At 65.5% G+C, this 13,075-nt stretch carries 10 protein-coding genes; 7 read left to right on the top strand and 3 right to left on the bottom strand.

The window, feature by feature from the left end; all coding sequences use genetic code 11:
* The first annotated feature begins 38 nt into the window (after nucleotides 1–38).
* The 3 genes from cphA (at nucleotide 39) to DFO48_RS05355 (ending at nucleotide 5,698) form a co-directional block, all read left to right on the top strand.
* Nucleotides 39–2,609, top strand: a complete 2,571-nt coding sequence (gene cphA / locus DFO48_RS05365; RefSeq protein ID WP_003074236.1) for a cyanophycin synthetase — start codon at nucleotides 39–41, stop codon at nucleotides 2,607–2,609.
* Nucleotides 2,610–2,923: 314 nt separating this feature from the next.
* Nucleotides 2,924–3,298: a hypothetical protein gene (locus tag DFO48_RS05360; RefSeq protein ID WP_199406966.1), complete on the top strand. Its 375-nt coding sequence runs from the start codon at nucleotides 2,924–2,926 to the stop codon at nucleotides 3,296–3,298.
* A gap of 84 nt (nucleotides 3,299–3,382) precedes the next feature.
* Nucleotides 3,383–5,698: a TonB-dependent receptor gene (locus DFO48_RS05355; RefSeq protein WP_114862790.1), complete on the top strand. Its 2,316-nt coding sequence runs from the start codon at nucleotides 3,383–3,385 to the stop codon at nucleotides 5,696–5,698.
* Nucleotides 5,699–5,710: 12 nt separating this feature from the next.
* On the opposite strand, the gene DFO48_RS05350 is transcribed toward DFO48_RS05355, so the two are convergent.
* Nucleotides 5,711–6,910 carry an MFS transporter gene (locus tag DFO48_RS05350; protein WP_114862789.1) on the bottom strand — a complete coding sequence of 400 codons (1,200 nt, stop codon included), beginning with the start codon at nucleotides 6,908–6,910 and terminating at the stop codon, nucleotides 5,711–5,713.
* Between the two features lie 273 nt (nucleotides 6,911–7,183).
* Here DFO48_RS05350 and DFO48_RS05345 point away from each other — a divergent pair, with 273 nt between their 5' ends.
* Complete coding sequence (locus DFO48_RS05345) at nucleotides 7,184–7,684, top strand: CreA family protein (protein ID WP_003058846.1); 501 nt, start codon at nucleotides 7,184–7,186, stop codon at nucleotides 7,682–7,684.
* A 69-nt stretch (nucleotides 7,685–7,753) separates the two neighbouring features.
* On the opposite strand, the gene DFO48_RS05340 is transcribed toward DFO48_RS05345, so the two are convergent.
* On the bottom strand, nucleotides 7,754–7,975 hold the full coding sequence (locus DFO48_RS05340; RefSeq protein ID WP_003058848.1) for a hypothetical protein: 222 nt from the start codon (nucleotides 7,973–7,975) through the stop codon (nucleotides 7,754–7,756).
* 139 nt (nucleotides 7,976–8,114) lie between these two features.
* Nucleotides 8,115–9,059: a LysR family transcriptional regulator gene (locus tag DFO48_RS05335; RefSeq protein WP_003074243.1), complete on the bottom strand. Its 945-nt coding sequence runs from the start codon at nucleotides 9,057–9,059 to the stop codon at nucleotides 8,115–8,117.
* Nucleotides 9,060–9,323: 264 nt separating this feature from the next.
* Between DFO48_RS05335 and DFO48_RS05330 the strand changes: the two genes are divergently transcribed.
* The 3 genes from DFO48_RS05330 (at nucleotide 9,324) to DFO48_RS05320 (ending at nucleotide 13,075) form a co-directional block, all read left to right on the top strand.
* A complete protein-coding gene (locus DFO48_RS05330; RefSeq protein ID WP_034348290.1) occupies nucleotides 9,324–10,412 on the top strand; it encodes a YeiH family protein in 1,089 nt (362 codons plus the stop codon).
* A gap of 180 nt (nucleotides 10,413–10,592) precedes the next feature.
* Nucleotides 10,593–11,084, top strand: a complete 492-nt coding sequence (locus DFO48_RS05325) for a MarR family winged helix-turn-helix transcriptional regulator (protein WP_114862788.1) — start codon at nucleotides 10,593–10,595, stop codon at nucleotides 11,082–11,084.
* Nucleotides 11,081–13,075, top strand: a complete 1,995-nt coding sequence (locus DFO48_RS05320; RefSeq protein WP_114862787.1) for an FUSC family protein — start codon at nucleotides 11,081–11,083, stop codon at nucleotides 13,073–13,075. The genes DFO48_RS05325 and DFO48_RS05320 overlap by 4 nt, the downstream gene beginning before the upstream one ends.

Here is a 13,075-nt window from a genome sequence, read left to right as displayed (position 1 = left end):
ACCAAGAAATAGCTTGAAATCCAGCTGAAAGAAACACTATGCAGATCACTCGCACCCGAGCCTTGCGCGGCCCCAACCTCTGGACCCGCAGCACCGCCATCGAAGCCATCGTGCACTGCGAAGACAGCGAGCTGCTGTACACGGCCATGCCCGGCTTTGAAGAAAAGCTGCGTGCGCGTTTCCCCACCATCGGTACGCTGCAGCCGCATGGCGCAGACCAGCGCCTGTCGCTGGCCCATGTGCTGGAAGTTGCCGCCCTATCGCTGCAGGCCCAGGCGGGCTGCCCCGTCACCTTCAGCCGCACCCATGAAACCGTGGAGCAAGGCACCTTCCAGGTGGTGGTCGAGTACACCGAGGAATCCGTGGGCAAGCTGGCCATGGAGCGCGCCGAAGCCCTGATTCAGGCCGCACTGAACGACACGCCCTTCGACGCCGACGCAACGATTGCCGAGTTGCGCGAGCTGGACGAGGACGACCGTATCGGCCCCTCGACCGGCGCCATCGTCGATGCCGCCGTAGCGCGCGGCATTCCCTTCCGTCGCCTGACCACCGGCTCTCTGGTACAGCTGGGCTGGGGCTCTCGCGCCCGCCGTTTTCAGGCCGCCGAACTGGACTCCACCAGCGCCGTGGCCGAATCCATTGCGCAGGACAAGGACCTGACCAAGCGCCTGCTGCATGCAGCCGGCGTGCCCGTGCCCATGGGCCGCCCCGTCACCGACGTGGAAGACGCCTGGGCCGTGGCCCAGGAAGTGGGACTGCCCGTGGTGGTCAAACCCCAGGACGGCAACCAGGGCAAGGGCGTGGTGGTGAACATCACCACCCGCGAAGGTCTGGAAGCCGCTTACAAGACCGCCAGCGAGTTTGGCGACGAGATCCTCGTCGAGCGCTTTTTGCCCGGCCATGACTTCCGCATGCTGGTCGTCGGCGGCCAGCTGGTCGCTGCCGCCCGCCGCGAGCCTCCCCAGGTGCTGGGCGACGGCCAGCACACCATCCGCGAGCTGGTGAACATCGTCAACCAGGACCCGCGCCGCGGCTCCGGCCACGGCACGGCATTGACCAAAGTGCGTCTGGACGATATCGCCATCGCCCGCATTGCCAGCGAAGGCCTGACGCCTGACAGCGTGCCCGCCCAGGGACAGCGCGTGGTGCTGCGCAACAACGCCAATCTGTCCACCGGCGGCAGCGCCACCGATGTAACCGATGACGTGCATCCCGAAATCGCCGCCCGCGCCATCGAGGCCGCACAGACCATCGGCCTGCATATCTGCGGCGTGGACGTGGTCTGCGAAACCATGCTCAAGCCCCTGGAAGAGCAAAGCGGTGGCATTGTGGAAGTCAACGCCGCCCCTGGCCTGCGCATGCACCTGGCGCCCTCCTTCGGCCGCCCCCGCAATGTGGGCGTTCCCATGGTGGACGAGCTGTTCGCGCCCGGCGACGACGGTCGCATCCCCCTGGTTGCCGTCACCGGCACCAATGGCAAGACCACGACCACGCGCGTGATCGCCCATCTGTTCACCTCGCATGGCTGGCGCACCGCCATGACCAACACCGATGGCGTGTATGTCAACGGTCGCCAGATCGACAGCGGCGACTGCTCCGGCCCCAAGAGTGCGCGCAACGCCCTGGCCCATCCCGAAACCGATGCGGCCGTGCTGGAATGCGCACGCGGCGGCATCTTGCGCGAAGGCCTGGGCTTTGACCGCTGCCAGGTCGCCGTGGTCACCAACGTGGGCGAAGGCGACCACCTGGGCCTGAACTTCATCACCACCAAGGAAGATGTCGGCGTGCTCAAGCGCGTCATCGTGCAGAACGTGGCGCCTACGGGCTATGCCGTGCTCAACGCCGCCGACCCGCTGGTCGCGGCCATGGCCCATGTCTGCCCGGGCAAGGTCATCTTCTTCGCCGCCGACCGCCACCACCCCGTCATGGCTACGCACCGTGCCCAGGGCAGCCGCGTGGTCTATGTCGATGGCGACGCCATCGTGGCCGCTGAAGGATCCTGGCGCGAGAGCATCGCGCTGCGTGACATTCCGCTGACCCGCAACGGCACCATCACCTTCCAGGTGGAGAACGTCATGGCCTCTATCGGCGCCGCCTGGGCGGCCGGCCTGCCCTGGCAGACCATCCGCCGCGGTCTGGCCGGCTTCCTCAACGACAGCGACAACGCCCCTGCCCGCTTCAATGTGATGGATTACAAGGGCGCCACCATCATTGCCGACTACGGCCACAACCCGGACGCCATTCGCGCGCTGTCCCAGGCCGTGGAAGCCATGCCTGCCAAGCGCCGCAGCGTGGTGATCTCGGGCGCCGGTGACCGCCGCGACCAGGACATCACCGAACAGACCCAGATTCTGGGCAAGGTGTTCGACGAAGTGGTGCTCTATCAGGACGCCTGCCAGCGTGGCCGCGTGGATGGCGAAGTGCTGGCCCTGCTGAAAAAGGGCCTGGAAGGCGCGCCGCGCACCAGCTACAGCACCGAGATCCATGGCGAGTTTCTCGCCATCGACCACGCACTGGAGCGCCTGCAGCCCGGCGACCTGTGCCTGGTGCTGGTGGACCAGGTGGAAGAAGCTCTGGAGCACCTGCGCAAACACGTTGCAGGGCAGTAACCCCATAACAGCCCCCCTGAGGCGCTGACGCGCCTTCCCCCTCACGAGGGGGACGACAACCTCGCTGGGGCAGCCCTTGCTGGGGCAGCCCTCGCTGGGGCAGCCCTCGCTGCGCGGCGGCGGGGCCGCCCAGGCGCTTGCTTGCTATCTCTCACATAGGGCGTGACAGTTTTTCGGACCCGGCCTTGCGCCGGGTTTTGTCTTTGAAGTCACAGCACTTTGCACCTGCAGCAGGGCTTGTGCGGCGGTTTTCACGCATGGTCTGAGACGGCAGACGACGTATGATGCGCACGCATATCAGCACCGTCCGCCCCATGACCTTGCAACCGCTTCACCGCATAGCCACCTGCCTGCTGGGCCGGTGCGTGATGGCATGGCTGGCACTGTCCATGGGGGTCGCGGCTGCCGCGCCGCTGATTCAGTCTCAGGGGTTTGAGCTGATCTGCACCAGCACCGGCGCGGTCAAGCTGATCGTCAAGGGCGAAGACGGCGGCAGCGTTCTGGGCGCGGGTCACCTCGACTGCCCCATGTGCCTGCCCCATGCCGCCCCCCCTCCGACCGCGCTGCAGCTGCCGCCCCCTACCGAGTCACCGCTGTGGCATGCGCTGCAGCCCGTGGAGCGGGCGCGCATCGCCGCCATCACCGCCGCACCTCTGCCTGCGCGCGGGCCGCCTCCCGCTTACCTCTGAAGCATTTCGGGCTCTAGCGCAGTTCTGATCTGCGCTGGCCGCTATCAGATTCATAGGGACAACCACGTCCCAAGGTAAGCATTCATGAAACAGATTTTTCTGCCACTGGTGGTCAGTGGTATCGCATGGCCGTGCCTGGCCCAGACTTCAACCGACTCCACGGACCTGCCTGAGCGCTCCAAGACCCTGGGCGTGGTCACCGTCAACGGCGGCCAGCCCAGCTCGCTGCCCACGCAGATTCCAACCACCATCGAAGGCATCACGCGCGAGGAGATCGAGACCCGCATCAATGCCACCGACAGCGAGGACGCGCTCAAATATCTGCCCAGCCTGCTGGTGCGCAAGCGCTATATAGGCGACTACAACCACGCCATCCTCTCCACGCGGGCTTCGGGCACGGGCAATAGCGCGCGCTCGGCGGTCTATGCCGACGGCATTTTGCTGTCCAACTATCTGGGCAATGGCATTGCCAACGGCAGCAACTATGCGCCGCGCTGGGGCCTGGTGACGCCCGAGGAGATCGAGCGTGTCGATGTCATGTACGGTCCGTTCTCTGCCGCCTACCCGGGCAACTCCGCCGGTGCCGTGGTGGACTATGTGACGCGCATGCCCGACAAGCTCGAAGCCCATGTGGCGGCCGGCTATGCCCGCCAGAGCGCCGACGTGCTGGGCAGCAGCGGCCATTACCGCAGCTGGAACACCAGCGCTTCCATAGGCAGCAGAAGCGGGGACTGGTCGTACTGGATCAACCTGAGCCGCAGCGACAGCCAGGGCCAGCCCATGACATTCCCCACCGTGCTGCAGTCCGCCGGCGTGGCAGGCGGTGCCGGCACGCCCGTGACCGGTGCGATTGCCGGACTCAACACCACCAATCAGCCCTGGTACATCCTGGGCGCGGGCACGCAGTACCGCACCAGGCAGGATCACGCCAAGATCAAGCTGGCCTATGACATCACGCCCACGCTGCGCGCCAGCTACACGCTGGGCTGGTGGCAGAACAGCGCCAGAGGCAGCTCCGAGACCTATCTGCGCGGGCCGGACGGCCAGCCGGTCTACAGCGGCAACATCAATATCAACGGCAAGACCTACAAGCTGGCCGACACCGCATTTGGACTGAGCCAGGACCGACAGACCCACACCATGCATGGCGTCTCGCTCAAAAGCCATACGCAGGGCGAGTTTGACTGGGAGCTCAGCGCCAGCCTGTATGACTACGGCAAGGATCAGCAGCGCGTGCCCACCGTAGCCCAGCCGGCTGCCAATCTGGGCGGCAAGGGCACGCTGCAGGATCAGGACGGCACGGGCTGGAACACGCTGGCCGCCAAGGGCACATGGCGACAGAACGACATACTGGGCCTGCAGGGCGCCCATATCGTGGACTTCGGCTTGGGCCGCGATGCCTACAAGCTCAACATCAGCAAATACAACGTGGTTGGCGACTGGCAGTCCGGCAGGGCCAACGAGCAGTCGGTCGTCAGCCAGGTCGGCGGCAGGGCCGAGACCCGCTATGCCTGGGCACAGGACAGCTGGCAGCTGGCCAAGGACTGGAAGGCCGTGCTGGGCCTGCGCTGGGAGGACTGGACGGCCAGCCAGGGCCATACCGCCACGACCAGCAGCCAGCTGAGTTACGCCCAGCGCAGCGAATCGCATTTCTCGCCCAAGGCCGCGCTGGCTTATCAGTTGGCCCGCAGCACCACGCTCAAGGCCTCGCTGGGCCGCTCCGTGCGCTTTCCCACAGTGGGCGAGCTGTATGGCGCGACCTCTGGCGGGGCGCTGTCGTTCATCAACGACCCGAATCTGAAACCCGAAAAGTCCTGGACGGGCGAGCTGACGGCCGAGCAGGATCTGGGCAATGGCCTGCTACGCGCCACCTGGTTCCATGAACGCACGCGCGATGCGCTCTACAGCCAGCTGATTGCCGGCACCACCATCTCTGCGGTGCAGAACGTGGATCAGGTCAGGACCTCGGGGCTGGAGCTGGCTTACTCGGCGCAGTCGGTGTGGATTCGCGGACTGGACCTGGGCGGCAGCCTGACCTGGGCCAACTCGCGCATCACGGCCAATGCCGCCAACCCGGCCAGCGTGGGCAAATGGCAGCCGCGCGTACCACGCTGGCGTGCCACGGCCTGGGCCACCTACAAGCCCGATGAACGCTGGGCCTTGACCGTGGCGGCGCGCTACAGCGGGCGCCAGTACTCGAATCTGGACAACAGCGATGTCCATGCCGACACCTATATGGGTGCCAGCCAGTACTTCAGCGTCGATCTGCGGGCCCGTTATCAGATCGACAGACAGCTGTCGGCCGCCTTTGGCATAGACAACGCCAACAATGCCAGGTACTGGAACTTCCACCCCTATCCGCAGAGAACCTTTAGCGCCTCCCTGCGCTGGGATCTTTAGACACGGGCGGCTTTAGGCCAGCCCGGCCACCAGGCCATGGGTCTTGCGCATCCTGAAAGTGCCCAGGCAGGCCAGCAACGCCAGGGCCAGGCCCAACACGCAGGCACCTTGCCAGCCGTCGATGCCCCAGGCGAGAGTTCCCAGGGCCGAGCCCGCCGCCGCGCCCGTGAAATAGCCCGTCATATAGACCGCATTCATGCGGCCGCGCGCTGCGGGCAGCAACTGGGCCACCGTGGCCTGGTTCGTGATGTTCAGGCATTGCAGTCCCAGATCGATCACCACCATGCCCAGCACAAACCAGCCCAGATGCGCTCCGCCAACCCACAGCAGGGGCCAGGACAGCAGCAGGGCCAGTGCCCCGATGGCACAGCTCACGCGGCCAAGGCCCTTGTCCACCAGTCGCCCCGCCTGAGTGGCCACCAGGGCTCCCGCCGCGCCGGCCAGACCGATCAAGCCGATCTGCCCGTCATCCAGGCCCAGAGGGCCGCTGGACAACTGCAGCGCCATGGTCGAGAACAGCACGCTGACCGAGGCGAACGCCAGCGCGCTGACCAGGGTGCGCTGGCGCAGACCCGGCTGGCTGCGCAGCAGATGCCACATGCTTCTGAGCACCTGTGGATAACTGACAGGACTGGGGTTGCGCGATGCCGGCAGCGCCTTCCACAGCCACAGCGCCACCACGGCCATCACCAGCGCAGCGCCCTGGTAGACGGCTTGCCAGCCCCATGCCTCCGAGACCATGCCGGCCACGCTGCGCGCCAGCAGGATGCCCAGCAGCAGACCGCTCATCACCCAGCCCACGGCCCGCCCGCTTTGCCCCGGCTGGGCCAGGGCCGCAGCCATGGGCACCAGCACCTGGGCCGCAACCGAGAACAGACCTGCCATCAGCGTGCCCAGCAGAAACAGATCGAACTGGCCCGCCAGGCCGCACAGCGCCTGCCCCAGGGCTGCCAGCAGCATCAGGCTCACGGCCAGGCCGCGGCGCTGCAGCTTGTCGCCCAGCGGCGCCAGCAGCAAAAGACCTGCCGCATAGGCCACCTGGGCCAGCGTCACGCTGGTTGCGGCCGCTGATTCGCTGACCGAGAAATGAGAGGCAATCGAGTGCAGCAGCGGCTGGTTGAAATAATTGCCGCCCGCACACAGTCCACAGGCCAGTGCCATCAACAACAGGGAGGAAGCGCTCAGACCGGGCGCGGAAACGTTCACCGACATAGATAACGGCCACATCCGGCGGATGCGGCACTTGCATGGAGCCACCGCCCGAGGGCCGTCGCAGATCAAAGAGGGAGTTAGGAAGTCCGGCATGCGCTGTGTCATGCCTGTGGCAGCATCTCAGCTGCCGGCGCCCGCCAGCAGGCCGGGGCAAACCGTGATGCAATACAGAAAGCTCTGCAGCAGCCGGTATTGTCCTAAGGCCGGCTGCCAATCCCTTGCCCGGGGCACAATGCCCTGTCAAAAGACAAGGGTTAACCCGTAACTCACTGTATGCGCACCACCATGAAATTGCTCTCCGCCGCTCTGGCCGTTGCGGCCGCCACCGTAGGAACCATGGCCTTTGTCGGCATGAGCCATGCCGAGCAGATCGGTGCCGTGGACACCGTCTTCAAGTGGATTGGCCCAGATCACAAGATCGTGGTCGATGCCTATGACGACCCCAAGGTGCCGGGCGTGACCTGCTATGTCTCGCGTGCCAAGACCGGCGGCATCAAGGGCGGCCTGGGCCTGGCCGAGGATCGCTCGGAAGCGTCTATCGCCTGCCAGGCCACGGGCAATATCCAGTTCCCCGCGCCGCTCAGGCAACAGGAAGAAGTGTTTACCGAGCGCACCTCGCTGCTTTTCAAGCGCCTGCGTGTGGTGCGCATGGTGGATGCCAAGCGCAACGCCCTGATCTATATGACCTACTCGGACCGGGTGATCGAGGGCTCGCCCCAGAACAGCGTCACCGCCGTGGCCGTGCCGCAGGCAACGACGATTCCGCTGAAGTGAAACCAGAGCAGGCTGCGATTGTGCAGCCTGCGTTGGAGGCAGCTTTAGCCCAAAGCCAAGCCTCGCGACCTACTGACTGAAAGTCAGACCGCCGGCGTCCAGCGCCGGCGGACGCAGCAAATCCTCGTTCACGCCCATGGCCTGGCTGGCACGCTCCACGGCCTGCCAGAGTCCGGCAGGCATCTGCAAAATGGCCTCGGGGGACTGCGCATCGTCGATCCAGTGGCTGATCTGCAGATGCTGTTCATGAGTGAGCAGGTCCAGGTGCAGCATTTCATCGATGGTTTTCATGGTGTTCCTCCCTGCTTGTGGAAGCCGGCGCTGTGCAACCCGCGCCCGACTTGTCTATCCAATATAGGGGCAAAAACCGCCGCCGCAAGCAAAATTATTGTCAAGAAAACCATAGCTGCCTGCGACTGTCATTCACGCACTACAGCATGTTTGGCGCTTGGGCTGCGGACGGCTCGAGCGGCGACTGCTCGCCGGCCTTGCAGGCATCGACAAAGGCCTGCAGCGCGGGCGAGCGGCGCTTTCCGGCGCGCTGCACCAGAGAGAAGTTGCGCCACATGCGCGGCAGGGTGGTGGGCAGAATCTCCAGCGCCCGGGCCTGCAGCTGTGACTGCACCAGCACGCGCGACAGACAGCTGATGCCCAGCCCCTGCTCGACACAACGTGCAATCGCCTCGGAGCTGCCCAGCGTGGCAGCCGCAGGCAGCTGGTGCAGATGCGGCAGCAGCGCATGCTCGACCATCTCGCGCGTGCCCGATCCCGCCTCGCGCAGCAGCCATGCCGCCTTGCGCAGCGCTGACACGCCCAGCGGCTTGTTGCGCGCCAGCTCAGCCAGCGGGTCCTGCGGTGATGCCACGATGACCAGTTCATCGCGCAGCCAGGGCTCGACCTCCAGCCCCTGCCAGTGGCTGCTGCCCTCGATCAGGCCCATGTCGACCTCCATGGCCAGCACGGCTTCGCCCACTTCCTGGGTGTTGGCGATCTGCAGGTCCACGCGCACCAGCGGATGCGAGCGTGCCAGCCGCGCCAGCACTTCGGGCAGCGCATAGGTGCCGATGGTGGTACTGGCCGCCACGCGCAGGCGCACCGGCATATTGGCCGCACGCGCGGAAAACGTCTGCTCTATGCCTCTTGCCTGCTCCAGCACGCTCAGGGCCTGGGGCAGCAACGCGCGGCCGGCATCGTTGAGCACCAGACGCTTGCCCACGCGCTCGAACAGCTGCACGCCCAGACCTTGCTCCAGCTGCTGCAGCGCGGCACTGGTGGCTGACTGCGAAAGCGCCACGGCCTCTGCGGCAGCCACCGTGGTCCCGCTCTGGGCCACGGCGCAGAAGATCTCGAACTGACGCAAGGTAAGGTGCAGCATGACGATGATTCGTATATTCGTATCGATGACAACAGGCTCGCCAGCAGCCCCTGCCTACCCGCAGAAAACGGGCAGCCCGGCCTCGCCAGCATCGGCTCATCCAGTCAAGATTGACTCGAATCGCAGGAGCCAGAAAGCCCAATCTACCTGTTTTATAGGTTGATCTTACAAAAACTATTAGTTATACAAATATAACCAAGAAATCTAAAGTGACCTCCATGCCGGCAATCAGACCTGTTGTCTTGCCTGCTGCGAAAGGTCACGATGAACACTACAACACTGAAAAACTCCGCACCCTCGCAAGGCTGGATGCACAAAACCGGCGGGGTGATTGCCGGCCTGCTGCTGGCAGGCGCCATCGCTGCCGTGGCCACCTGGGCCGCGCAGTTTCCGGCCATCAAGAACAACGGCCTGAGCGCGCTGACGCTGGCCATCATCATCGGTCTGCTGGTTGGCAACACCGTCTACCCAGCCATTGCCAGCCAGTGCGCCAGCGGCATCGCATTCACCAAGGCCCGCCTGCTGCGCACCGGCATCGTGCTCTACGGTCTGCGCCTGACCTTCCAGGACATCGGCCAGGTCGGCATGGCCGGCGTGGTGATCGATGCGCTGGTGCTGTCCAGCACCTTTTTGCTGGCGCAGTGGATAGGCCAGAAGCTGCTGGGCATGGACAAGCGCACCACCATGCTGGTGGGGGCCGGCGCCTCCATCTGCGGCGCCGCCGCCGTGCTGGCCACCGAACCCGTGGTCAAGGGCCGCGCAGAGGACGTGGCCGTGGCAGTGGCGACCGTGGTGGTGTTCGGCACCATCGGCACCTTTCTCTACCCGGCGCTGTTCCACTGGAATGCCGAGTACGGCTGGATAGACACCAGCATGCAGCAGTACGGCGTTTTCGTCGGCTCCACCGTGCATGAGGTGGCCCAGGTCGTGGCCGCCGGCGAAGCCATCGGCAGCCAGGCTGCGGATACGGCCGTGATCGCCAAGATGGTGCGCGTGATGATGCTGGCGCCCTTCCTGCTGGTGCTGTCCATGTGGCTGACACGCAGCGAACGGGCCCTGGGTGTGAACAACGGCCAGCCCGCCAACCGGATCACCATTCCCTGGTTTGCCGTGGGCTTCGTGGCCATGGCCGGCGTCAACTCCCTGGGCGTGCTGCCCAAGGAAGTGGTCAGCGTCGGCATTCAACTCGACAACGCGCTGCTGGCCCTGGCCATGGCTGCCCTGGGCCTGACCACCCATATCCGCGCCGTGCGCGCTGCAGGCACCAGGCCGCTGATTCTGGCCCTGGCTCTGTTTGCCTGGCTGCTGGTCGCCGGCCTGGTATTGAATCTCTGGATTCCAACACTGTTTTGATAGCAGCTAGCGCCTTACTGGATTAGAACTAGAACATCTACAGGTCTGAAACCCTTTGAAAGAGAGCGCTTTGCGCTCTCTTTTTTATGCCGCATACAAACAAGGGAATACCCTATATATCAATGCAGGATCAATTAGTTTGAATTGCAAATTAATTGCAAAGACATCAAAATTTCATCCATGTCTTTTGCCGATGCTCCATCCCGCGACCGCCTGGGCTTTCTCATGGTCACCCTGACCCGCCAATGGCGGCGCTTTGTCGAAGAACAGCTGGCCGTCAGCGGCCTGACCGACGCCACCTGGACGCCGCTGCTGCACCTACGCGCCTGGGGTGACGGCGTGACGCAAAAGGAACTGGCCGAGCGCGTGGGGCTCGATGGCTCCAGTCTGGTGCGCCTGCTGGACATTCTCGAGGGCAAGGGCTGGGTGGAACGCCGCGCCGATGCGGCCGACCGCCGCAGCAAGCGCATCTTCCTCACTGCCGCAGGCAATGGTGCCGTGGACAGCATCCGCGCCACCATGCTCGAGGCCGAGCTCAGTCTGCTGCAGGACCTGGAGGACTCCGAGGTCGAAGCCATGCTGGACGGCGTCAACAAGATTCGCGCCCGCATCGAGCAGATGCATGAGCAGCGCTCAGCCCAAGTCCATCCCGGCACCGAGGAGCGCGCATGAGCGTGGCTGCCTACGACCGCCTGCTGGAGAGCGCCACGCGATGGGGCTTTGACAGCGCCCGCCTGCGCCAGCATCTGCGCACGGCTTTTGCAGCCTGTATTGCCGTGTTCGCCGCCTGGGCCCTGGGGCTGGAACATCCGCAATGGGCGGGCATGACGGTCTGGGCCGCTTCCCAGCCACTGCGCGGCCAGCTGCTGGAGAAAAGCTTTTTCCGTACCACGGGCACGCTGGTCGGCACGGCCGCCGGCGTGGTGCTGGTGCTGGTGGCCAATGGCGATCTGCTCTGGCTGATCACGGGACTGGCGGTGTGGATAGGCATCTGCGCGGGCCTGGGCAATCTGCAGCGCAGCTTTGCCTCCTACGGCACCATGCTGGCCGGCTATTCGGCCTCGATGGTTGCCTTGCTGGACAACGGCAACCCCGCCCATGTCTACGCGCTGGGCTGGGATCGCCTGTTCACCGCACTGACCGGCGTGGCCGCCGCCCTTGTCGTGGGCTGGCTGTTCACGCCCGTGGGCGCCGAAATCCCCGGTGACGGCCGGGTGCGCCGACTCTGCGCCCGTCTGCTGCGCGACATCGCCGATGCCGCACAGGCCACAGCCAGCGGGCACAGCGCCCTCAGCCCCAGGGACCTGGCCGAGCGACTGGCCGTGATGGCAGCCATCGAGGAAGGGCTGGACCCACATGCCGCGGGCTCGCAGCGTTCGCGCCGCGCCGTCCGGGCGCTGCGCCGCCTGATCAATACCCAGATCTCGGCTCTGCTCTGGCTGCGCGACAGCACGGGCAAGACCATCACCCCGGCATTCACGCCTGCGCAGGCCCAGGCCATGACGGCCGCGCTGGAGCAGGCCGCCATGCTGCTCGAAACCCAGCCCGCACCGCTGGCCGCCATCGACGCCATCGCCACGGCCCGCAGCGCCGCCGCCGGCTGGGGCCATGCCGAGGAAATCCTGGGCAATATCGGCCTGGCCCTGCAGGCCCACTTTGTAGCTGCCAGCGACATGACTCTGCCGGCCCACCATCGCGCACGCCAGTTGCCCGTGGTCCTGCACAGCGACTGGGTGGGCGCGCGCCGGGCCATGCTGCGGGCCTTCAGCTCCATCTTTCTGGTCGGCCTGATCTGGGTGGTCACCGGCTGGCATGGCGGCGCCTATATGTTGCTGGGCCTGTCGGTGATGATCACCGTGTTCTCCTCGTTCGAGAACCCGGCCTTCACCATGCGCTTTGTGATTCTGGGCCAGGCCATGGGCGCGGGCGTGGCGCTGGTCTGCCAGTGGTTTGCCTGGCCGTTTGCCAACAGCCAGTTGCAGATGGTGCTGATGATGCTGCCCTTCATCTTCCTTGGCGCCCTGCTGCTCAGCCACCGCCGCACCACGCTGTACGGCTTTGACTGCAATATGGTGATCCTGCTGGCTCTGTCGCCGCATTTCCCGTACCAGCTCGATGTGGGCCACTCGCTGTCCATGGCGTTTGCCATCGTCACCGGCCCGCTGGCCGGCTGGGCAGCCTATCGCTTCATCCTGCCCGTCACCGCGCAAGGCAGGCTCAACGGTCTGCGCGCCATGATGGTTCATGAGCTGCAGGACATGGCCTCCGCCCCGGCACATGCCAGAGACGTGCGCGTGTGGCGCGCCCGCCTCTACCACCGCCTGCTGCGCCTGGTGCGCGCCTCCGAAAAAGTCAGCGCCCCTGCCGTGCAGGACGCGGCCGACTGCGGTCTGGCCGCGCTGCGGGTAGGCAAGGCCGTTCTGATCCTGCACCAGCTGCAAGCGGATGTCCTCCTGTCCGAAAGCACCTTGCGCGGTGTGCGCAGCGCACTGCAGAGACTGCAGCAATTGCCCAGCGCTCCAGACAGGGCCACGCCGCTGCTGCAAGGCCTGGCCCGGCGCATACAGCAGCGCCAGCCCGAGCAGGCGCTGCAACTGCGGCTGGCCGCCCAGGACATCCGCGAGCATCCAGCCTTCTTTGCCTCCAGCGCCGCTTTGCGCTGA

The organism is Comamonas sp. AG1104 (genome assembly GCF_003350425.1).
Taxonomy (GTDB): domain Bacteria; phylum Pseudomonadota; class Gammaproteobacteria; order Burkholderiales; family Burkholderiaceae_C; genus Comamonas; species Comamonas testosteroni.
The sequence above is the reverse complement of the archived record's forward strand: the minus strand, read 5'-3'. Positions and strand labels throughout refer to the sequence as shown.